Origin of the sequence: Fastidiosibacter lacustris, assembly GCF_003428155.1 — a bacterium.
Classification (GTDB): Bacteria; Pseudomonadota; Gammaproteobacteria; order Francisellales; family Francisellaceae; genus Caedibacter; species Caedibacter lacustris.
In genome coordinates this window covers 1-24,284 of the sequence record NZ_QLIR01000024.1, presented here as the reverse complement: position 1 = coordinate 24,284, position 24,284 = coordinate 1, and the positions used below count along the sequence as shown (strand labels likewise).

17 protein-coding genes are annotated in these 24,284 nt (G+C 34.4%); 4 read left to right on the top strand and 13 right to left on the bottom strand.

Going from position 1 to position 24,284, the window contains the following annotated elements; genetic code table 11:
• The 4 genes from DNJ77_RS08955 to DNJ77_RS08940 all read left to right on the top strand — a co-directional run.
• A partial coding sequence (locus tag DNJ77_RS08955) for a Rossmann-fold NAD(P)-binding domain-containing protein (RefSeq protein WP_204723391.1) occupies window positions 1-617 on the top strand: 617 nt, incomplete at its 5' end.
• Window positions 608-1,744: a PAS domain-containing sensor histidine kinase gene (locus DNJ77_RS08950; protein WP_116964649.1), complete on the top strand. Its 1,137-nt coding sequence runs from the start codon at window positions 608-610 to the stop codon at window positions 1,742-1,744. The genes DNJ77_RS08955 and DNJ77_RS08950, both read left to right, overlap by 10 nt.
• Before the next feature lie 9 nt (window positions 1,745-1,753).
• Window positions 1,754-2,968 carry a PAS domain-containing protein gene (locus DNJ77_RS08945; protein WP_116964648.1) on the top strand — a complete coding sequence of 405 codons (1,215 nt, stop codon included), beginning with the start codon at window positions 1,754-1,756 and terminating at the stop codon, window positions 2,966-2,968.
• Window positions 2,969-3,128: 160 nt separating this feature from the next.
• Entirely contained in the window at window positions 3,129-4,391 is a 1,263-nt protein-coding gene (locus DNJ77_RS08940; RefSeq protein WP_116964647.1) for an MFS transporter, read from the top strand.
• A gap of 63 nt (window positions 4,392-4,454) precedes the next feature.
• On the opposite strand, the gene aguB is transcribed toward DNJ77_RS08940, so the two are convergent.
• The 13 genes from aguB to DNJ77_RS08875 form a co-directional block, all read right to left on the bottom strand.
• Window positions 4,455-5,312, bottom strand: coding sequence for an N-carbamoylputrescine amidase (gene aguB / locus DNJ77_RS08935; RefSeq protein WP_116964646.1), 858 nt, complete (start codon window positions 5,310-5,312; stop codon window positions 4,455-4,457).
• Window positions 5,313-5,406: 94 nt separating this feature from the next.
• Entirely contained in the window at window positions 5,407-6,390 is a 984-nt protein-coding gene (locus DNJ77_RS08930; protein ID WP_116964645.1) for an agmatine deiminase family protein, read from the bottom strand.
• The gene (locus tag DNJ77_RS08925) at window positions 6,368-8,053 is read right to left on the bottom strand and encodes a type III PLP-dependent enzyme domain-containing protein (protein ID WP_116964644.1); all 1,686 of its coding nucleotides are present in this window, start codon (window positions 8,051-8,053) and stop codon (window positions 6,368-6,370) included. The genes DNJ77_RS08930 and DNJ77_RS08925 overlap by 23 nt, the downstream gene beginning before the upstream one ends.
• Before the next feature lie 321 nt (window positions 8,054-8,374).
• Window positions 8,375-9,754, bottom strand: a complete 1,380-nt coding sequence (locus DNJ77_RS08920) for an amino acid permease (RefSeq protein ID WP_116964643.1) — start codon at window positions 9,752-9,754, stop codon at window positions 8,375-8,377.
• Between the two features lie 553 nt (window positions 9,755-10,307).
• Complete coding sequence (locus DNJ77_RS08915) at window positions 10,308-11,567, bottom strand: SufB/SufD family protein (protein WP_116964642.1); 1,260 nt, start codon at window positions 11,565-11,567, stop codon at window positions 10,308-10,310.
• Window positions 11,568-11,569: 2 nt separating this feature from the next.
• Complete coding sequence (gene sufC, locus DNJ77_RS08910) at window positions 11,570-12,322, bottom strand: Fe-S cluster assembly ATPase SufC (protein ID WP_116964641.1); 753 nt, start codon at window positions 12,320-12,322, stop codon at window positions 11,570-11,572.
• Window positions 12,323-12,392: 70 nt separating this feature from the next.
• A complete protein-coding gene (gene sufB / locus DNJ77_RS08905; protein ID WP_116964640.1) occupies window positions 12,393-13,835 on the bottom strand; it encodes a Fe-S cluster assembly protein SufB in 1,443 nt (480 codons plus the stop codon).
• The gene (locus DNJ77_RS08900; RefSeq protein WP_116964639.1) at window positions 13,828-14,262 is read right to left on the bottom strand and encodes an SUF system Fe-S cluster assembly regulator; all 435 of its coding nucleotides are present in this window, start codon (window positions 14,260-14,262) and stop codon (window positions 13,828-13,830) included. Before DNJ77_RS08900 ends, sufB begins: the two co-directional genes overlap by 8 nt.
• 207 nt (window positions 14,263-14,469) lie before the next feature.
• Window positions 14,470-16,863 carry an AAA domain-containing protein gene (locus tag DNJ77_RS08895; protein WP_157966663.1) on the bottom strand — a complete coding sequence of 798 codons (2,394 nt, stop codon included), beginning with the start codon at window positions 16,861-16,863 and terminating at the stop codon, window positions 14,470-14,472.
• 213 nt (window positions 16,864-17,076) lie between these two features.
• Complete coding sequence (locus DNJ77_RS08890) at window positions 17,077-18,081, bottom strand: hypothetical protein (RefSeq protein ID WP_116964637.1); 1,005 nt, start codon at window positions 18,079-18,081, stop codon at window positions 17,077-17,079.
• Window positions 18,082-18,452: 371 nt separating this feature from the next.
• Window positions 18,453-20,501 carry an ATP-dependent DNA helicase DinG gene (dinG, locus tag DNJ77_RS08885; protein WP_116964636.1) on the bottom strand — a complete coding sequence of 683 codons (2,049 nt, stop codon included), beginning with the start codon at window positions 20,499-20,501 and terminating at the stop codon, window positions 18,453-18,455.
• A 326-nt stretch (window positions 20,502-20,827) separates the two neighbouring features.
• Window positions 20,828-22,177 carry an ABC transporter ATP-binding protein gene (locus tag DNJ77_RS08880; protein WP_116964635.1) on the bottom strand — a complete coding sequence of 450 codons (1,350 nt, stop codon included), beginning with the start codon at window positions 22,175-22,177 and terminating at the stop codon, window positions 20,828-20,830.
• A gap of 50 nt (window positions 22,178-22,227) precedes the next feature.
• Complete coding sequence (locus tag DNJ77_RS08875; RefSeq protein ID WP_116964634.1) at window positions 22,228-24,030, bottom strand: ABC transporter permease; 1,803 nt, start codon at window positions 24,028-24,030, stop codon at window positions 22,228-22,230.
• Between the last annotated feature and the right edge of the window lie 254 nt (window positions 24,031-24,284).

The window sequence follows — 24,284 nt, the reverse complement described above, 5'->3', positions numbered from 1 at the left end:
CTAAGTATTTAGGTGAGATTGAAACCATTAAATGGCGCGAGAAGGGAATAAAAAGCAATATTTATCGAGTCGGTAATTTAGCGTTTATGCAACAAAATGGCAAAGTACAAGAGGATGTTGAAGATAACTCTTTTGCTAACTATGTGAAGTTTATCGCTCAATTAGGGTGTATTGCTGAAGTTCTGGATGAAGTGGAAATCTCCCCTGCCGATATTACAGCACAAGCGATTGTAAAGCTTTTTAACAAAGTAGAATTAAGCAATGATACTTATCACGTTTTTAATCCAAATTTAATTCGATTATCCGACATGCTTACAGTCAAAAACCAACCTCTCGCTAAAGTGAGCTTTGATAAATTTATTGACGATTTAATTGATTATTTACACAATAATGATAATAGTGATTTAATTGGACGATTTTTATTACGCATGGGCTGGCAAGAAGATCAGAATTTTATGAGTAAGTTTAATCTATTAATATTGCAAAATAAAACTGAAAATATCTTAAAAAATTTAAAAAACTTTGATTTTAAATGGCAAAAGATAAACGTTTTATCGTTAAATAACACCTATCTCAGAGAAATAAAGATAGAAAGTAAGGAAGCATTATGCCAGTAGATATCACTACAATTACGCCATCTTTTGAAGAATTTGCAGATATGATACCTCAACCTATTTATGGTACTGATTTACAACACAAAGTAACTTTTATGAATAAGTTTGCTGTTAAGGCAGCAAATATCAACTCTGAAAAAAATTGGTTAGGTGTAAATGCTTTTGATGTCTATCCAAAAGAAATAGCAGTTAAGTTGATTAAAAATAGAAATGATGTTATCAATTATAAAAAACAGATCCACTGTGAAGAAATTGTTAAAGATCAAATCACAGGTGACACTAAAATTTTTGATACTACTATTGCGCCCTGGCGGAATAAGAAAGGGGAAGTAATTGGAACTTTAAATATTTCCATCGACATCACCGAACGCAAAAAACTCGAGACTGAAACCATACAACAAAAAAATGAGTTGGAAGGAAAAGATCAAATCAAAAAAGAATTCATCAAAAATTTTAGTCATGATGTTAATTTACCCATTAATGCGTTAGTAGGTAATCTTGCGCTTTTAAAAATTTTGGGTAAAGAAGATGAAAAATTCACCAATTTCATTAATCAATTAAATAAAAACGTTATGTCGTTACATAAAATGCTTGAGCAGATGACCGATGTAATGCTGAAAGAGCAATTTGAGCATATAATTGTCTTAAGTGACTTTGATTTATCACTCATGGTTCAAGATGAAATTGAGCTTGCTAAGGCTTCGATTGAACAAAGTAAAAAGCTTTCTGTTTCTTATTCTATGGATAAGACTATACCAAGCAAACTCAATGGTGACCTTTCTAAAACAAGACAAATTTTACGTAATTTGTTATCGAATGCGATTAAGTACACAAAAGAAGGAGAAATTACATTGGAAGTGAAAATCATCGATCATAAAGAGGAATGGGTAGTTAAGTTTATCGTTACTGATACGGGTATGGGTATTGCTGAGTCAGATCGCGAAAAAATATATAAACGAGGTAAACGTTTAGTCAGTTCTTATGAAACAAATATTCATGGTACAGGACTCGGTTTATATATTGTCAAAAGCAACCTTGATCTATTAGGTGGCAAAGTAGACTTTGAAAGTGTTGTTGGAAAAGGTTCTACATTTTGGGTTGAGATACCATTTAAGAAAAATAAAAACTAAGGAAGCATTATGCCAGTAGATATCACTACAATTACGCCATCTTTTGAAGAATTTGCAGATATGATACCTCAACCTATTTATGGTACTGATTTACAACACAAAGTAACTTTTATGAATAAGTTTGCTGTTAAGGCAGCAAATATCAACTCTGAAAAAAATTGGTTAGGTGTAAATGCTTTTGATGTCTATCCAAAAGAAATAGCAGTTAAGTTGACTAAAAATAGAAATGATGTTATCAATTATAAAAAACAGATCCACTGTGAAGAAATTGTTAAAGATCAAATCACAGGTGACACTAAAATTTTTGATACTACTATTGCGCCCTGGCGGAATAAGAAAGGGGAAGTAATTGGAACTTTAAATATTTCCATCGACATCACCGAACGCAAAAAACTCGAGACTGAAACCATACAACAAAAAAATCAGCTTGAGAAAAAATTAGAATATCAAAGAGCCTATCTTAAATCTTATGGTTACGATTACGTTGAATCTCTTAAGGTTATTTCTCAATCACTCGAAAATATTGAGCACCGACTAATGAAATTGGATATTCCAAATAATGTTCGTACTGAACTTAATGATGAGTTTTATAATATTAATGAAAGTTTATCTGACATATACTCGCTTTATCAAAAAATAAATACATCAATATTAGATCAAGATAAGGAACCAGAAACAAACCAAATTCCTTTGTATTTACAAGAACTGATTCAAAACGAGGTAAATCTTGCAGATGCCTCAATCAGCGCAGAATTCGATGTGAGTGTCTCATTTGATATGGACGAAAAATCCAAACAAAAACTTTATGTCGATTATAAAAAAATCCGTCACGTTATCCGCACTTTATTTGCCAATTACACAAAAGCCATAGATAGAGACAGCAGAAAAAAAGACATTCGTTTAACTATTACTGCCGAAGATGGTATGAAAGATAAATTGTATGTTACTTTTGAATTTGATGGCAATATGCCTTTTCTAGAATTAGAAGACGGTAATATTCGTGCAGAGCATCTTGTCTATAAATCTCAAAGCCATATCGCCACGGATAAACATAACTTTGCTTATGATCTTTCCTTAGCCAAGTATTATGCTGACTTGCTCTGTGATGGCGAAGAATTGAATGACTCATTATTTGAAGGACCAAGATTTTCGTTTACCTTACCGTTTCGTAAAGTCGAAAACGATGGTAACGCCAAAGTATTTAAGCCTGTGTTGATTAAGTGATGCCTTTAATAACAGATTCAGTCAAAAACAAAATAAAGTGTTAGGAATCTCAAATAAAATTGGACGTTACAAGCATTCAATTGCCATGCAAAAATTAGGTTGTTATAAGATGCATAAAACCTTATATTCTAACTAATAAATTAGGGGAGGATATAACACAATGAAACTTAATCAATTAAAAACTCTTGCTATTTCTGGCTGTGGTGCAGGAATTGAATATTATGATTTTGCAATATTTGCATATTTTGCACCTGTAATCGCAAAGTCATTTTTCCCTGAAGAGTCAGTTGCTTTAGGTATTATATATGCTTTTCTAATACTTGCTCTTGGTTATTTTATTCGACCTATTGGAGGATTGATTTTTGGCTTTATAGGTGATAAATACGGCAGGAAAACGAGTTTCTTTTTTACTATGCTAACCCTAGCTTTATCAACCCTTTTAATGGCAATTTTACCCAGCACTGAAACTATTGGTATATCTACAGCTATCATTTTCGCTCTACTAAGAATAATACAAGGACTAGCCATAGGCGGAGAAATCCCAACTGCAATATCATATAGCATTGAACACTTCCCTAAGAAAAAAGGAATGGCTATTAGCGTTATTTTCTCATGTCTTGGTTTAGGAATTATGCTAAGTACATTTGTTTTTATGGTCATTAGTTATATTCCAGTGTCAAATCCCTTATATGAGTATGGTTGGAGAATCGCGTTTCTATTTGGTGCAGCACTCTCTATTTTGATTTATTTCTTAAGAAAAGGCTTGTATGAAACTCCTGAATTTCTAGCATTCAAGAAGGAATATGCAATTAAAAATAATAAGATAAAACACACTAAAAATATCGTTATCGGAATACTCTTGGTTGCTCCTGCAGCAATGCTTACAACGCAATTATTTTTGTTTCTGCCTAGCTACGCAGAAACTTATTTAACTATCGATAAAAAACTTGTATCAGATCTTATTTTTTATGGCTCTTGCGTTATGATTTTCAGCTGTTTTCTTGGAGGAATTATCAGCGACTATGTAAATAAGAAACTCTTTTTCTGCTGTCTAACTATAGCAACATCTATACTTGGTCATTTATTTTATAGTAACCTAATTAATGGTTTTATTAGCGCGTTTACCTTGATGCTTATCTTTGCTTTATTTGGTATGATGGCATCAACATATACTGTCATTATTGCCGAAATGACTCACATTGGTTTTAGATGTCGTAGCATTGGGCTATCGTACAATATTAGTTATTCTATTTTCAGTGCCCCAATACCCGCATTGTCCGTAGTTATTTTAGATAAATATGGTTTTACGATGCTGCCTTTTTGGCTAATAAGTGGATCAACTGTGTTAGGAATCATTGGGATGTTGCTGTTAGCGCTAGAGAAGTATTCAAACAAAAGATTTTTGCTATCGTTGGCGGACTAGTAATCTCAGAAGCTGAAACTTAGGCAACGTATAACAGTGAGCCGATTTTATTGGCATATATCCTTATGCTTCCGCCGTAATATCATGATATAGCTCAGGTCTCCTATCACGGAATAGACCCCATGCAAAGCGGTTTTCTTGAAGCTTTTTCAAATTGAAGCTCGCATAGAGAATATCGTCACCTTGGCGCGGTGATTCTGCTATTTTCTGTCCAAAGCCATCTGTAATAAATGAACTGCCATAAAAAGTTGTCTGGATGCTACTATCACTTTCTTCCCCATAGCGATTTGCAGCAAGAACAGGAACCATGTTTGCTGCTGCGTGTCCTTGCATTGTTCGCTGCCAGTGATCTTTTGAATCATAGTCTGGTAAATGTGGCTCACTACCAATTGCAGTTGGATATAAAAGCAAATCTGCACCTTTAAGCGCCATAATCCTTGCTGCTTCTGGAAACCATTGATCCCAACAAATTGCGCAGCCTACTTTAGCATATCTCGTCTGCCATACTTTAAAACCTGATTTTCCTGGTGAGAAATAATATTTCTCTTGATAACCTGCACCATCAGGAATATGAGATTTACGATATATACCTAAAATACTTCCATCTGCATCAATCATCGCCACAGAGTTAAAACATGTGTTTCCAACTTTTTCAAAGAAGCTTGTTGGCAATACTACTTGATATTCCTTAGCAATTTTTCGCATTAAACCAATAAGTTTACACTCCTCTAAAGTTTCTGCCATAGCAAAATACGCTGGATCTTGGCGTTTACAAAAATACCAATATGACGGCAATTCAGGCATCAAAATAATTTGTGCACCTCTTACTGCTGCCTCAACAACTCTTTGATTTAAGTGTATGATATTACTATCAACGTCATTACTGAATTTTGATTGAATAACCGCTACTTTAACAGTCATTTTATTTTCCTTTTTCTTTTATTAAACTCTTATTCATTTCTATTTTATGCAATTTAAGTCAAGGTTTTGATGCCACAGAAGCTTATAGAGATTTTTAACACTTTGGCTGTTGCATGGTAATGCAATGAATACCACCGCCTCCTACAACTAAATCCTGTACATTAATTTGATGAATATCATAAGTTGGAAACTGTTCTTGAAGGATGGTCTTTGCATTTTGATCTTCTTTTTCCTGATCAAACTTTGGCATAATCAAGGCACCATTACAAATATAAAAATTTAAATAAGATAATGCTAAGCGCTCACCTTGAAAACTCCGTTTTTGAGGCTGAGGAATTTCAACTACATCAAGATCTGGTGCGATCTGTTGTAAATAACTCATATTGTGATTATGGCGCACATAGTTTTCATCTAATTGATCATAACAAGCTTGAATACAAATTGTTTTTTCATTACTAAAACATGCCACATTATCGACATGGCCATCAGTATCTACATCCCCGTCTATTCCAAACGGTAACCATAGTTGACGAGAAACGTTTAAATACGTTGATAAGTTTTGTTCAATTTCTTTTTTAGAGAGGTTTTTATTGCGATTAGAGTTAAGCAAGCATTCTGCAGTAGTTAACAACGTTCCCTGACCATTGCTATGAATAGCCCCTCCTTCTAACACCATATCAATTTCAAGCGTATCCCAAGATTCAATTTGTGCAAGCATAAGCTTTAGTTTTTGATCTTGATCATAGGGTAAGAATTTCTCACCCCAAGCGTTAAATCGCCAGTTCAAAGCCAATAAGCTACCATTATTATTCATAAAAATTGGTGCACTATCGCGAGCCCAAGAATCATCAGCCTGATATTGAATTAAATGAATATGTTGAGACAAATATTGACGTGCAAGCTTGATTTGTTCTGGTGCCACAATCACCTTTACTGTCTCATATTCACTGACTTTATTAGCAACATTTGCATATACTTGGCAAGCCTTTTCAAAATTTGGCCAAATTTGATAACGAATAGGCCAAATCATCCATGTTGCACTATGTTTTTGCCACTCAGCTGGCAAATATTTTTGCATTCACAGACTCCTCATATGTAGTGAATTGTAAATAAGGAAACCCATTTAACATATTATCCAATAATGTTAAATCATTAGTGGTAAGCTCAGTTTGTGCATTGTATTGGCTAAGCCGCTGAAATTTAGATAAGAGAGATAGAGGATTATGCCCATATTGACATAATAAAGCATGATAGTCTTCTGCCGCTTCAACCGATATTACACATTCATCATACATATTAAAGTTTATCTCGACCCTACTAGTCTTGCCAATGACGTTATGCTTACTACTTAACATGTCTTGATAACTACCAACAAACATAAAGGCAAGATCCCCAATTTCAGTCATAGGTAAGGAAATATAATCCATGCCATCTTTGCCCTTGATGACACCATCTGCATCACAAGAAATATCAAATATCTGACAATCTATAGTTTCCGTTGCTGAATAATGTCTTACGGGTAGCAAAGGAAAATGCTGATTAATTCCCCAGTGATCTGGTAGCGATTGGAATAACGAAAAATTTAACCATAACTTGTATTGATTTGTCTGATCGATATAACTTAAGTTACTACTCCCTAGAAGAGTGTTTAAATCAATGTCACCTCTTAACCATTGATCTTGTGTCGCTTTATCATAACTTGTTTGTGCAACAGAATCAAAACACAAGGTTTGATAAAGTGGGGACACAATTAACACACTAGACATCGCTGTCATTGCACGCCCAGATTCTGTAATCAGGTTTGGATGAGGTAAGTCGAATAAATCAACATAATAGCTAAATGTTCTAACAACTGTCTGCGCATAATAGTCAAATTCAAAGTGTGGTTTTTGAGTATTTAAATAATCAATACCCAAACCACCACCTAAGTCGATTAAGTTTAAGTTAACACACTCTTTAAGCAATTCTGCATATAAACAAACCATCATATTGATATGTTTTTCTACTTGTTTTAGATTCTTAAGTTGTGAACCAATATGACCGTGTAAAAGTACGACCTTATGTGCAAGATTTAGTGCCTTAATTTCATTTTTTGCACTTAATATGTCTACAAGACTCAAACCAAACTTTATACTATGTAAATCATCAATAAAAGGTTTAGTTCTAAACCCTAAATCAACGTAAACATGATCTTCTTGAGCTAAAGCTTTGACCAAAGTCACTTCGCTAACATGCTCAAGCACCATCACCACTTTAAATCCAAGTTTTGCTGCCAAATTCCCCAACCGATAAAACTCAAGGTCCTTAAATCCATTACAAATAATACTATTTTGTTTTGAACTGATCGCCAAAACACTCAAAAGCTCAGATTTACTACCGACTTCAAAACTAAACGGTAAATCGTGCTTATGTGCACAATTCTTTAATGTTTGCATAACATTAGCATTTGGATTGACTTTAATTGGGTAGGCTAATTGATAATGTCCTTGATAACGATAATTTCTCATCACTTTATTAAAACTTTGATAGAGCTTAAGCATTCTATCTTCTGTAATATGTCTAAAAGTAAGCACACAAGGCTTTTTGGCACCTTGCTCAAGTGCATTATTAACAATGTCAACAAGAGGCATAAATTGCTCAAAATTCTGTCCATAATGAACGCATAGCTGATTATTCTGATCATAGCTAAAATAGGGTTCAAAAGTTTGAAATGCCTTTAATGAAAATAAATGGTTTTCCATAGAAATCCTCCTTCTATGAAAATTGTTAATGGAATTGCATCACGTTTAGCTAGCGTAATACCTCTACGACATACTGTGGCAAAGCAAACACGTCAATATGCACCAATGGTGTATAATAACGCATTTTAATACCACATTCACACTCAAAGCGCCCCTTAAACTCACCTTGTCATCTAGTTGTACCACAACTAGAGACAAAGCTCTTAAAAATCTTACATAAATTAACAACAACATAAGCTGCTGTAAATAAAAATTTTATTAAAAAGAAATAAAAAAAATAATTAGCAAATAAACATCAAGATTTTATGATCTATAAAACACCTAAACACTTGACCTTTTAGCATATTTTTTATAACCCCAATAAATAATCATCGGCAAAAAAACAGCAGGAGCACCAAAGTAAAACGCAGGACGCAACTCTTCATTCCATAACAACAACACTAAACAAGCAATTTGTAGCCAAATCCCCAAAAGTGGAACCACAGGATAAAAAGGTGTTTTAAACTTTCCCTTTAATTCGATGTTATTCCGTTTACAATGCTTTCTAAAGTTATACTGCGCCCAACAAATTGAAATCCAACAAATTGCACCAGTGAACCCAGAGATACTTAACAAATATGAAAATGCAGTTGTTGATGAAAAAAAGTATGACAATATTAGAAAGATCCAAATACAAACCAAAGTAAAAATTGCAGCTATCATCGGAACTTGATGGCGATTCAAGCGCGAGAAAATTTTTGGTGCCATTTTTTGTTGAGAAAGTCCATATAAAGCCCTTACACTTGCATACATGCCACTATTAGCACAAGAAAATGCCGCCGTTAGTACAACAAATGTAAATATGCCTGCTATCCAATGAAAGCCATATTGTTGCAAAGCTAATATAAAAACAGAAGTGTCACTGTCCATTTTACTCCAGGGAAAAATAAGTACTAACAGAAAAACTGGTACTAAATATAATAGCACGATGCGAATAGCAATATTGCGTGAAGCGCGTGGAATCGCAACATCGGTATCTTTAGATTCAGCTGCTGCCAAACAAACGATTTCCGAGCCTTGAAAATTAACCAATAACATGACCATCAAACTAATTAAAACAAGCTTTCCTTTAGGGAAGAAACCACCATCTCCAAGCAAATACTCAGTGCCAATCGTTGGCATTTTGCCACTACTTTTATATAAACCAAAAAATATAAACAAGGCTAATATGCAAAACATGATAATTGCAGAAATTTTTACAATTGCTAGCCAAAACTCCATCTCACCAAATATGCGTACTTTGGACAAATTGATAATGGTAATGACAAACCCAAATAACATAGCCCAACTAAACGCTGGCACACTCGGAATAATATAGTGCATTATGATTCCTGCAGCCGTGCACTCTGCTGGAATATATGCAATCCAGTTTAACCAATACGACCAACCTGTCCCACAGGCCCAAGTTGGTGAAATGTAGTCACTGGCGTATTGAATAAATGAACTGGAACTTGGCATTGCAACCGTTAGTTCACACAAACATAACATCACAAGAAAAACGATTAATCCACCCAAAGCGTACGAAATTAAAACGGCAGGTCCAGCTTGAGCAACAATATAACCTGTTCCAAGGAAAAAGGCCGATCCAATAATTCCTCCTAAAGAAATAAGTTCAAGGTGGCGCAGTTTAAGGTCTTTTCTTAATGTTTTTACTTCCGTCATAGTTGATCATGCCTTAAGTTAGAGTGACAGAAAGTGCGAATATTAGAACCAATTTTTTTTATGGTCAATCAAAATATTAGATGACTAAAACAAAAATTTTATATAACAAAATCCAATATCTAATTTACGACTCAATCACAACGTAAATAATACTAAACAAAAACAACGAAACTTAACTTGTCTAGCTTTACAGATAAATGAATGTGATATCACATCAAAAAAGAAAATTCATTTTTTATAAAATTTTATCAACATTTATGGTTACCTTAAGCTTATTTTAATTTTTGCTTGTGATACTGACTTCACTCAAGGGCATTCGATTATAGGGCAGTACTTCTCTCTCCCTTCTCTTTCAGTATGACCTGTGATCTAAACCCTTGAGACCAAGCAAATTGCCTTGCAGTATACTTTCTCCCTCCCTTCTCATAATCTATACTGCAAGGTAATAAAATAAATTTAAAAGCTGCATAAGCTTAATATAAATTAAAGGTTTTGATTAAGCTAAAATTCAATCAATACTGAATTTTGCAAGTAGTTCTTAAAAGATAAACTTCTACAACAAATTTTTGATATGACCCTCAAAATTATCAATATAATCTTGCAATGTAGCTTCATCTCGATCTAAAAGGGTAATTAGCTCTTTAGCAAACCCCTCTATGAGAAGCGTCATTGCATCATTGTTTGGGATCCCACGAGATTTTAAATAAAATAACGCTTGATTATCTAAATAACCAATCGTTGCACCATGTGAACAAATAACATCATCCGAATAAATTTCAAGTTCGGGTTTGGTATTTATTTCAGCACTATTGCTTAGTTGAATATTACGGTTATTTTGAAAAGCTTTAATGCCATGCAATCCTTTATTCACGTAAGCCTTCGCATTAAAGGTTGCGGATGCCTTACCTCCAACAACACCTCGAAATGATACATCACTTTGAGTATTTGATGCCAGGTGATTAACATAAAAGTGATAGTCCGCTCGTGCAGATTGCGCTAAAGTATAAATACCTTTTGCATTAAAAACAGCGCCTTCTTCTAGCAAATCAACATTAAAGTCAACACGATTGAGTGCCGATTGTGATGACAATTGAAAGGTTTCATAGTAAGAATTTTTATATAGCTTCACAAAAATACTATTTGTGATCAAAAGTCTTTGCATGGTTATGTTTGCCAATACGTCATATGTATAATGCACGTCTTCTGCAAGGTCAAGCTGTGTTTTAACGTTGATTGCAGTTAAAACATGACTAAATGTAATGTAATGTTCACGAATAAAGCATTGTGCCGATTTACCCACTTTGATGTGATTATGATAGTTTAACAACATCCCCGCACTGCCATCACTATGAGCATAAGTAATAAGGATAGGTTTAATTAATTTAATGTCTTGTTTAACTTCAATGTAAACACCTGCAATCGTTGACGACATATTAAGTAAATCTATTGCATTTATAGCATCTTCTGCATCTAGGTTCAACTTACTTTCTTTTGTGAGTATATTTTCAATAACAAGCCCTTCAACTTGATCAAAGTAAATTAAAGTACCATCAATAAAAACAATATTATAATAAGTACCTGGATACAGGTTAAGCAAAGACATAAACTCAGCTGCATTTTTATTATGACTTAACTTGATGGTTTTAATGTTGTATTTTTGATATAAGGCATTTAAATCAGTATAGCGCCACGCTTCACTTTTTTTACTTGGGAAGCCTGCCGCATTAAAAGCCTGCCAAGCACTTTGTCGCTTTGCAATTGTATTTTTATCTACAAACGGTAACTCTTCTAAAGCCTTCTCTAAAACTAACATTTTTAAACTCCTTGTTCATTAATCCAAGCATAGCCTTTATCTTCAAGCTCTAATGCCAACGAACGATTGCCCGATTTTACAATCTTGCCATCTGCGAGCACATGAACAAAATCTGGCACTATATAGTTTAATAGGCGCTGGTAATGAGTGATGACAATAAATCCTCGCTTTTGATCACGCATATGGTTAGCACCCTTTGATACAACCTGCAAAGCGTCAATGTCAAGTCCTGAATCCGTCTCATCAAGAATACAAATTTTTGGCTCTAACATCATCATTTGTAACATCTCATTACGCTTTTTTTCACCACCTGAAAACCCATCATTAACACCACGTTTCATATACTTTTGATCCATTTCTAGAATTTCCATATTTGCACGCAGCTTTTTCATAAAACTCATTGCATCAAGCTCAGACTGGTTTTGTGCCTTACGCATACTATTAACCGCTGTCTTTAAGAATTGCGTATTACTTACCCCTGGGATTTCAACAGGATACTGGAAGCTTAAAAATACACCTACATGCGCACGCTCAGATGCGTCAAGTTCCAAAAGGTTCTTACCCTCTAATAGCACTTCTCCCTCTGTTACTTTATAACCAGGTTTTCCTGCTAGTATATTACCTAGCGTACTTTTACCAGCACCATTTGGTCCCATAATCGCATGTACTTCACCTGGATTGATCCTAAGGTCAATACCTTTTAAAATCGCTTTATTTTCAACTTTTGTATGTAGGTTTTTAATTTCTAACAACATCTTTTTTACCAGTTCTACCTTATTCTTTTAACTCTTTAGTACTTCAAGTACTATTGGCATATTAGCACTACTAGCCAATCGCCCCTTCTAGACTAACTTCTATCAATTTTTGTGCTTCTACCGCAAATTCCAGTGGTAACTTCTTAAATACGTCTTTACAAAAACCATTAACGATCATCGCCACCGCATCTTCGTTACTTATGCCGCGCTGTTGACAGTAAAACAACTGTTCATCTGAGATTTTTGAAGTCGTTGCTTCATGCTCGATTTGCGCTGTTTCGCTTTTATTTTCAATGTAAGGATAAGTATGCGCACTACACTGATGACCAATTAAAAGAGAATCACATTGTGAAAAATTTCGCGCATTTTCAGCAACAGGCAAGGTACGCACCAACCCGCGATATGTATTTTGTGCGCATCCTGCTGAGATACCTTTTGAGATAATCGTGCTTTTGGTATTTTTACCCATATGAATCATTTTTGTTCCCGTATCGGCTTGCTGAGCATGACGCGTTAACGCAACTGAGTAAAACTCACCGATACTATTATCACCTCTTAAAATAACCGATGGGTATTTCCAAGTGATTGATGAACCAGTTTCGACTTGTGTCCATGAAATTTTTGCATTCTCCCCTTTGCATAGACCACGTTTTGTTACAAAATTGTAAATGCCTCCCTTACCTTCTTTATCACCAGGATACCAATTTTGTACTGTAGAATATTTAATCTCTGCATCTTTAAGTGCAATGAGTTCAACAACTGCTGCATGTAGTTGATTCTCATCACGCATAGGTGCTGTACAGCCTTCTAAATAACTGACATAGCTGCCTTCATCCGCAATAATGAGCGTACGCTCAAATTGCCCCGTATTAGAAGCATTGATTCTAAAATATGTTGATAGTTCCATCGGACAGCGTACACCTTTGGGAATATAAACAAAGGAACCATCACTAAATACAGCTGAATTTAAAGCAGCAAAATAATTATCAGTTTGTGGCACAACGCTACCGATGTATTTTTGCACCACTTCTGGATACTTCTTTAGCGCTTCTGAAATAGGGCAAAATATCACTCCTGCTTCAGCAAGCTTTTCTTTAAATGTTGTGACAACAGATACCGAATCGAAAACAGCATCCACTGCAACACCTGCTAACATTTCTTGCTCATGCAAAGGGATTCCTAGCTTGTTATAAGTTTCGATTAACTCAGGATCCACCTCATCCAAGCTTTTGGGTTGATCTTTATTGAATTTTGGTGCTGAGTAATAGCTAATTAACTGATAATCAATGGGTTCATAGTTAACGTGTGCCCAAGTTGGCTCCTTCATTTTTAACCACTTACGATATGCTTGCAAGCGCCATTGCAACATAAATTCAGGCTCATTTTTACGTGCAGAAATTTGACTAATAATACCTTCGTCAAGGCCTGCTCGAAAAGTTTCTTGTTCGATATTTGTCACAAAGCCATGCTTATATTCTTGATTGATTATTTTGTTTATCTTGTCATCAGTCATAATGCTTAATCTCTTTGCTATTGATTTCTCTATTTATGAGTTCTTGTATCGAAAATACATTCAATGTTTCACGCACTTTCTTATTAATCACATGCCAGTAACTACTCATTTGACAATTAGTCACAGCACAATACTTAAATCCTTTCTCACAGCATTCGGTAAAAGCAAGTTGCCCATCAATCGCTTCTACCACATCCAATACGGATAACGTTTTGATATCTTTTACTAACTCATAACCACCCTCTGAACCGCGTTTGGCATGTAAAATCCCCTTGTTGCTTAATATTTTTAGAATCTTACGTAAGGTTGGCAGGTTAAGCCTCGTCACTGCCACAAGATCGGTTGCGCTATGTAAAGCCTGTGGGGATTGTGCAATTTTCAACACAGTCATAACCGCATAATCAGCAAGTTTACTGACCTTTAACATCAAAATAGGACTAACTTAGTATCATTTGCACCCAGGGTAATCAGTTTTAACGTTTGTGTCAATAAATTAAGATCGAATAAAGTGCACTCAATTGACATCCCTCCATCTCTAAAGGAAGGGGATATGTTCTAATTAAGCAGGTTGGTACTTACTCACGCTTTCCCATTCTTATGTTTGAGTTTACACTGCTCTTTTTCTAATCTGTTTTCAATATGTTATAAGGCTTTTATTTTTATAGTTAATTGGTTTTAAATTGTCTGCCGCAACATTGAAATAATTATACTTTTTCCATACATTGTAGTCTCCAAAAATATAAGCTCTTTTTTTTGCCCTTGTAATGGCAACATTAAGTATATTGGCTGTTGAAGCAACCCATGCGTTGGAACCTGGATTCTTTCCACCAAGCACTATAAAAACGACATCACTTTGCTGTCCTTGAAAAGTATGAACAGTCCCTAATTTACTTTCACGTGAGCCACAAGAAATATCATATATAGCATTAAACGGCGAGATGATAAAGTATTCTTCTCCTAATTCTTCCTTATATAGCTCAATAAAATTGAACAGTTCAGTTTCTTCTTTTGTTGATCCGTTATTTCTAAAGTCTTCAGTCTCTGAATAAACATTAATCCAACCACTCTTAGGAAGGGAGTTTATTTTATCCTCACTCTTAATAGGTGGTGTTGCTAGAACCATTTTTTGATTATACGAAATTGTATTTGATATGTTAAACATTGGATTTACACAGCGAGTATGAACAACTAACGGCATTCCAACCCATACTTTCTTATTTTCAACAGTATAAAATGAGCCATATATATTAGCATTATCTGCGAGTTGTTGTGCTGATGATACAAAAGGTGAATATATATCATCAATATTAAAATTTTCTTGAAGTATTTTTATTACAATCTCTGGAGCTGTAAATACGGGTTTTATCTGCAGTGGATCTCCAATAATTAAAGCATTATTTGCTCTATTTAAAGAACCAATTAAAGATTGCGGGGTGGCTTGACCTGATTCATCACATAGCAAAGTACCATACTGAGATATATTGCGGAGCATCGTATAAGATGATGCTAGCGTGGTTGATATAACTGGAAAAACATAAAAAATAGCAGAGAAAGCTTTTTGTAGTTTTATTTTATCGGAGTTACACAAATCTCTTTTTGCATAATTATCATGGTAAAACTTTATTTCATTGGCAAATTTATCAATGTTGAGCAAGAAAATAACTTCACTAATTTGGATACTTACCTTAAATAGCTGTGCTTTTTTCTCAAGATAATTAGGTTTATTAAACAGGCTATTTTTTTGTATATTTTCTTCACAAAGCCGATAATAGTTCTCATTATTAATGTTGCAATCCTCACTTTTCTTGAGAAGAAAGGATTTAAGATTTATCATTTTTTGACACTCGTTTCCTTTCGCCTTTTGAATAGATATATTTTGGCTTAGCTTGCTGCTCAAGTCATCTAGTTGCTTTTTGGTTTCTTTATTTTCACTATTTACTTTATGCAGTTGGCTTAAATGATTGTCTAGTGTTGCTGCTATAGAAGATTTTTCATGAACAAGTTTATTAAACGCACTATTTTTGAAAATTTTTGCAAAAAAACCAAAACTCCCTATCGCTGTCTCTTTCACCACTAAGCGATGATTTGTGATCTTAATCTGTTCATTTAAAAAAACACTCTCTGCATTTAGCTCATCGGCTCTACTCTTATGCTTCTGAATTTCTGATTTCAATGATGCTATACCGCTAGAAGTATCTTTAATCGAAGTTTGTAGGGTGTTTATTTTCTTATCTAGTTCGTGCAGACCTGATAGTTGCTCAAATAATTTATTGATACTTATAATTTCTGATTTTATAGCTAAGAATTCACTTTTTAATCTAGCCATCCTATGTGTCAAATACTGATGATCTCTTAGTCTTTCATTGTGCAGGTTTCTATCATCTTCAATATAGTCAAGCACAGATTGAAAGGCAGTTTTAAATTTTGTAAAGTTATCCTTTTTTCCTAATGTTAAAGCAATGAAGCTCCAATATGTACGGTCGTCTTTTTTATTGTCTTCGCCTTCATCCTTTTGTTCTTTATTAGTTATAATAGAGTCATAGAATTTCTTTGCACAATCGTGAAGCAAAAAATCCTCTTTACTAGCTTTAAGGTAATCAAAGTTTATCTTTTTAGCTTGAGGCAAGTCCTCAGTTATATTTTTAATGGCGCTATTATTGTGAGAAGTGACTAATATCTCGTACTTTCCGCATATATCATCTCGTAGAGAATTATTGTCAAATATTTTACCATCACGCTTGAGATAATTTTCCACTCTTTTAGTTACGATATAAGCAATAACATCTTGTAATAGTGTTGTTTTCCCAGTACCTGGAGGACCATTAATGCTAAATATGTTCTCATTTGATTTATTATGATTTGAGATAAAAAGGTTTACTGCTGCTTGTTGTGCATAGTAAAGGGCATGACTATTTGGCCACCGACTATTTACAAGTTTAAAATATTTAAGGTCATTGATAGATTTTCTAGTATTAATATTGCCATCATTCACATCAATACGCTGAGATTTCCCCATAATATATGGCAATGAGAGTTTACTAAGTCTTTCACGAAGAGAATCAATATAGTAACTCGTTAAGCTCGTTTTAACGATTGAATGAATACGTCTAATATTGTGATTCTCATATCGTTTAGCAAAAAAATACGGTTTTTGAATACATGAAAAATTTTCAGGTATATTTAGTCTGTCTTTTATGTGACGAAATATTGAGTCTAAAATTTTTTGATCTACAGGTTTATTTTAAGAAACAAGCGGTGGTGTATAGAAAAGCTCTTTATCAAACCACGTGATTAAATATAAATTTATAGGAAGATTTATACTAAAGTTTCTCAACTCATGCTTGGTATATAAAAAAACAAAGCTAAACGGTTGTTCCGATGGCAATTTAATTGCTGAGTTTAATAAATATTCTTCATGACAATGTTCATAGTGTTCTCTTCGACGTTCTGCAAAACATATATAAGGATATTGACGAGGTTCTTCAATCTGATTGTTTTTTACTTTGGATATTTCATCAAGGATATTAGAGGCATTCTTGCTACATGGGTGAGATAACGTATTGGCAATGTTAAGTATTTCATTAATAGTTTCGTTAAAAATGTATAGATGTGTACACTTATCACATGATAATAATGTCTTTAAAGCATTTGGATACTGACCAATCTTAAGAAGATTTTGAACATCAGGTATAACAATAGTATTGCTTCTATTGATCACCTCATGTTTTATTTTAAACTCATCACTATATCCCTCTGCAAAGTTATTCAGTTCAAAATTATTTAACTTACTTTTATCAGGTAGCATAGCTGATATATAAAAAATAGGATTTATATTAAAACAATTACCTTTAATTGAAACTATATTCAAATTATGATCAAGATATAGGTATGCTAGATAGGTACAATCTTGCTTCTTTATTTTCTCAAACTCTTTTTCAAGTGCATTAATAATATCTATATCTTCGCCTAGTAAACCACTTTTCTTAAAAGCATCGTAAACGTATCTTATTGCTTCTTTTGCTTGGATAAGTCCTAAATAAACTTTATATATATTAGTTGTTTTATTGTCTATTTTTACTCTATAGTCCTTGTTATTCGATTTGCTATATTCATTAGCTATTTGTTTAAATTTATTAATCTGTGATAAGTCTAAAGGGGAGACGTTTTCTTTTGCACAATTGAATCTTTTAAAATCAGATAATTCACATAATTGCCAAAATTCAAGAACTGATTCAATACTATCCATACGGTGATATCCCTCCTAATTGAAAATTAATTTACTATAATATTTCCTAATACTCAACCACGCAAGCAAAGACCCTATATCTTTTACAGGGTAATCGCATTTAAAAGTTATTGGTTTATGGAAAACTATGTAAAAAGCGACATGAATATAATCAATAAAACAAGTTATGTGAAGCAGGTCACAACTAATTATTACTCTACCTCAAACTGTCTTAATAGTTGTAGAGAATAAATAAAATGTCCTAAGTAAGAACACATGAATTGTCCGGTCTAAACTAGACTATTAAACATCCTAATTAAATAAAAGAGGTGCTTTATGAAATAGACAAAAATGGCTCTTGGATGAGTAGACTGATCCAAACGATCCTTTTTCTAAATAATTTGAAAAGGTGGCAAATTATCTAATAATGCTTTACCATAAAATTTTGTTTTTAAGCGCCTATCCAAAATAATCACTTCACCAACATCCGACTCAGTGCGGACTAAGCGACCAACCATTTGAGTAAGCTTTAAAGAAGCTTGCGGCAAGGATATATCCATAAATGGCTTGCGATTGATAGATTCTAACCACTCAGCGCGCGTTTTATCAATCGGATTTGTTGGCACAGAAAATGGCAGTTTATGAATAATTAAGCGTGTTAAATATGCACCAGGCAAATCTACTCCTTCTGAAAAACTATCTACACCAAAAATAACTGAAGGTTTAAAAGCATCTATGCGTTTTTTATGGATGGCAATCATTGCTTGCTTTGAGCGATCTCCTTGAACTAAGGTAATTTTTTTCAGTTGAGCACTAAGACGCATATAGACTTTTTCCATTGCATAGATACTCGTAAACAATACCAAAGCACCTTCATGCAAGTCCTTTAAATAGAGTTCATTAAGTAGTTTTGCTGTTTCATCAATATGATTTTCTTGCTGTACTGGTTCATTTTTCATATTAGGAATAATCATCTTTGATTTTTCATAATTTAATGGTGAGGGCAAGAGCAGCGTTTTTGCTTCTTTTTTAAGCGCTATAGCATTTAAAAATCGATCAAATTTCCCCAATGAGCGTACAGTCGCAGAACACAATACCACCCCGTGTTGAACGTGTTGCCAGAATGCTTGTTTCAGCAATGATGCTGCTTCAATTGGTGAAGCATGAATATCATAATCTTGAAAACTGGTTGCCAATATATCCGTTTGGATTTCTTCCTGCTTGATTTTTTTATCATGTGGAATAACCCACTTTGCAATCGGTGGGGAAGTGGCTGAGTTTATCATCAATGACCATACCATCTGCAAATTTTGAGCACGCTCCAATAAAAAACCCATTTGGGTAAATTGTTTTTCCAAACTACTTACTGAATATATTTCATTTTTTTCAATAAAATTATCGAGCTCATCTTTAAGTTTTTGACATTGTATAACATAGAAACTCGCAGAAGTTTTAATTTCTGTTGCAAGCTTAAGCATTTCATCGTCCAAATGTTTGATACGCCACACGGTTTCTTCTTTTTGTGCTTGCCGATAAAGTGGATCTATAAGTTGTTGCATATAGGTGAGTTGCTGAATGAGGTTTGTACATACAAGCTTCCAATTTTCACGCCGAGTTTTATCCGCAAGTTCTGCTGGTAAAGCATTTAATAACTTATCAACATCGTTAATCCAAGTGTGAGAACCCAATAATGATGCAAAACCTGACAAAGACTTTAACGCTCGATCTGGTAAATGATGGCATTCATCAACTATGTATATACTCTTTTCAAATTTAGGTAAAATCGAACCATCTCCTAAATCTAAATGAGATAGTAGTAAACTGTGGTTAGTAACAATTATGTCTACTTTTTTTAAGCCTTGACGTGCTATCAAAAACGGGCATTCGCGATAATATTCACAACGAGTAAATGAGCATGAGCTACTGGTATTATATATCTCTTGCATCAGTGTTTTTGAAAGGGGTTCCTCTAATAAATCAAAATCGCCATCCCAATCTTTTTGAAATCGCTTATCTAAACTTTCTGCTTCGGTAATTAAATCAGTTTCTATTAAGCTATGGCTATGCAATTTCCGCGGACACAAATAACGTGAACGCCCTTTTGCTAGCTGATAGCTAAAAGCTAAATCATGTGCTTGTAGTAGCTTGTGAATAAACGGTAAGTCTTTATCCATTAATTGCTCTTGCAATGCCACGGTTGCTGTTGATAGAACAATGGTAAGTTTTTCATGTCCTTGCTCACATCGCATTTTGTTAGCTAGCAGAGCACCCAATAAATATGCAAAACTCTTACCTGTTGCCGTCGGGGCTTCAATTATAATTTTTTCATCATTAACCAGTGCTATTTTAACAGCTTCAATCATCTGAAGTTGTGCTTCACGCATGTGCAAACCAGCGTCTGAAAATAGTTTTTTAATATCAATGCTATAATACTCTGTCAAAATTACTACCCAACATTATAACGAAGCCAACAATTGTTCTAAATAAAATTGACCTATATGATCAAATGTCACTAAATTGTCAAAACCCATATCTAATACCGCTTTGAATGTTCCATTTTCTATCCAAGGCACGATAATTTCACATTGCATTCAACTTGAACATACGATTTGATCACTTTTCAGTGCCCCATTCCTTAAATACATCATGAGTGATAATCCAGTATGACAATTGATATGGTTAGTGATTATTGTTTAATTTTAGTATCAAAAGCCACTTAAATAAGTACACACTAGCATCTTAATTACTCTATATTCATTTATACCTATTAGGTATTGGTTTCATCTAAGCTTAATATACCTATTGCGGCGTCGTATTCAACAATCTCAGCATAACGCGCCCAATTAATAAAGGTATTAAACACACGTACAGCTTCATCATCGCTTAAATAATCTTCAAGCTCAGATAAGAAACGTGATTCTGGCGCTTTTTTATTTGGGCGTTCCTTTAAAACTTTTATCACATGACGCGCCAATGGAATATGCTGCACTAAAAGCTTAGAAAAGATCACTTTACGCTCCTCAATATCTGCGGACATAAAGTGTTTACCCAAGGTAGTCATTGTAATATCCCCATCTGATACACTAGCTAAATGAAGTACGGATAAAGTTTCAATAATTGGAAACAAATCATCAATATCTAAGCGCACATGATCTGCCAAATCAGGTAAGTCGATTGAGCCTTTAGCTTGTAAATCATCCATCTCAGTCAATAATCCAGTTAACTCAGAAACTTCAGCATCTGGCAATCGATAACCAATATTAAGTGCTTTACGCTTATTCATGCGCTCAGTTAGCTCTCTTGTTTCTGCTGTTGTCATCATTCGGTATACTTCATCAATTAAATCGGTGACAGCCTCATCTTGAGAGTTTCTTGGATGAGGTAAGTCAACTTTAAGTTCTCCTCGAATAAAGCCAGGATTACTACCAAAAATAATGATTCTATCCGCTGTGAGCACTGCCTCTTCAATATTATGAGTAACATATAAGATTCCCTTCATCGCATCATTTTTTTCCCATAACTCCAATAAATCTTCACGCAAATTTTCTGCCGTTAACACATCAAGTGCTGAGAAGGGCTCATCCATTAACAACAAGTCTGGCTGCAATACAAGCGCACGTGCAAAACCCACACGCTGACGCATCCCGCCTGATAGCTCTTTGGGATATGCGTTTTCAAAACCATCCAAACCAATCATATCAATCGCTTTTAATGCTTTTTCTTTACGCTCACTGGCACTGATATTACGTGCTTCTAGACCTAACTCTACATTTTGCAATACGGTCAACCACGGCATCAAAGCAAAGCTTTGAAAAACCATTGACACATTAGGAACAGGTCCTGATACCTTTTTGTCGCGATAAATTACTTCCCCTGTAGTAGGTGCAGTCAGTCCTGCAATGATTCTTAGCAAAGTAGATTTACCAGAGCCAGACTTTCCTAGAAGAGCAATTATTTCACCTTCTTTCATTGTAAAATCGACATCTTCAAGTACCATTAAATCTTGCTTATCAGGTTTTTTAAAGGCTTTGGATACCTTGTCAACACATAATATACGCTGTATTTCCTTTGAGCTCACATTGTGAGCTTTCGATACTATACTATCGTTATTAATCATGATTATCCTTTATTTATTAAGTAGAGTCGTTTCTTCTTTCTCACGCCAAATTACATATTCATACTAAAACGCTTTTCAGCGTAATTATAAAGTTTGCGCCAGAACAATTTATTTGTAAGCACTACCAAAACACACATTACTACCACACCTAGCGCAATATTTGCCGTATGATCGCCTGGTGCATTATATTGCTCAGAAATATAAGCACCAATCCCTGAAGCCATAATCACTGAATCTTTACCCCAATTGATATATTCGCAAACGATACTTGCATTCCAGGCACCACCTGCAGCAGTAATTGCACCTGTTACATAAAAAGGCATAACAGCAGGAAACAAGAACTTAAACCATTTTACAGTTCCTTTTAATTGCATATTTTTAGCAGCCATTTTAAGTTCATGTGGAATAGCAGAAGCACCAGCAATCACGTTAAACAAAATATACCATTGAGTACCTAATGCCATCAGCAATATACACCAAATATTAAAATTCAGATTAAATGCAATCACCACCGTGCCAAACAATCCGTATAACACATTTACTGGAAAAGCTGCAAAAATTTGAGCGTAAGGCTGCACTTTCTCAGCGACAGTTGGGCGCAAACCAATCCAAATACCAATAGGCACCCAGATAATTGAAGCAATGATTATTAATATAAATACACGTAACCCTGTCAATAGCCCATATCCAAATACTTTTAAAGTTTCAGCAAATGTAATGGGTGCCTCCTTGTTGCCATAGATAAACTGCCATGCAAGATAAATGAACAGACCAATGCTAACAGCGACACACAACTGCCAAATTGCCGCCTGTAGACGCGAATTACTCCCATCATCTTTTTGATGCTTAAGCTGATTGTAGTTCTTATTTAAGTCCTTTTTAAACCACGAAATATTGACGATGCGATTTGCTTGTAACGCCATAAAATGGCTAAAGCCTTGCAAAATTGTTGAACGTTGCAATAGTTTTAAAAACCATGAATTGGATCCTATTTCTTGCTGTATTTCTGTAACAACAAACTTTTCTGACCATTTAACAATTGGTCTAAAAATCAGTTGATCATATAAAATGATCACCACAAGCATTACAATAATAGCTAAAAAAACCGCACTAAAATCACGTTCATTATTAGCTTGATCAATAAAAGTGCCGATTCCTGGAAGATTAATGGTAGCAGAAGTCGTTTGAGAAAAATTAACAACGATGCTCTCAGACGCTACAATCATAAACCAACTGGCTGACATTGACATCATCGTATTCCATATCAGACCAGGCATAGAAAAAGGTACTTCCAATTTCCAAAAACGCTGCCATCCAGATAGCTGATACATATCAGCAGCTTCTCTTAATTCCTTTGGTATTGTCTTTAACGATTGATAGAAACTTAGCATCATATTCCAAGCTTGAGCAGTGAATAACCCAAAGATAACAGCAAGTTGAGCACCCCACAAAGAATAGGGAAAGATAGCTAAAAATCCTGTAATCGTGATCGCTAAAAAACCCAAAATAGGAATGGATTGTAAAATATCAATAATAGGAATAATAATGCCCTCAGCACGTTTACTCTTAGCAGCCCACGCCCCAATTACAAAGCTAAAAACGAATGAACAAAAAAGTGCGATAAACATTCGAACAGTTGTATTTGCCGCATACTTTGGCAAATTCCACAAATTCATAGAAACATGCTCATATTTAGCTAAAGTATCAATATTACGATAGTCAACACTACCACCCAAGCTACTACACACCCAAGCAATAATAAAAATCATAGACAATACAAAAAAGAGTGAAAACAAATCCCATTTGCTAGGCAATAAACGTGTCGCTGGAATATTATAGAACGTTTTTTTCATATAGTTTAACAATACTGCCTATCTTCATATTGAGGGATTCTACCTCATAGAAGTTGCAAATGAAATAACGGATTAAGAGAATTACACCAACCAAAACTTAAATAATTTTGAAACATAAAGTGTAATGTGTATAAGTTTAGACTTGACCTGACAGTTGCCTATTTTTCAAACGCGATTTTTGTCAGATATGGTTGAGCAATTCAACCTTCTCTTGCCAGTGCGTTTTCCCATCAGTAAAAGTTGCTATTGGTGTT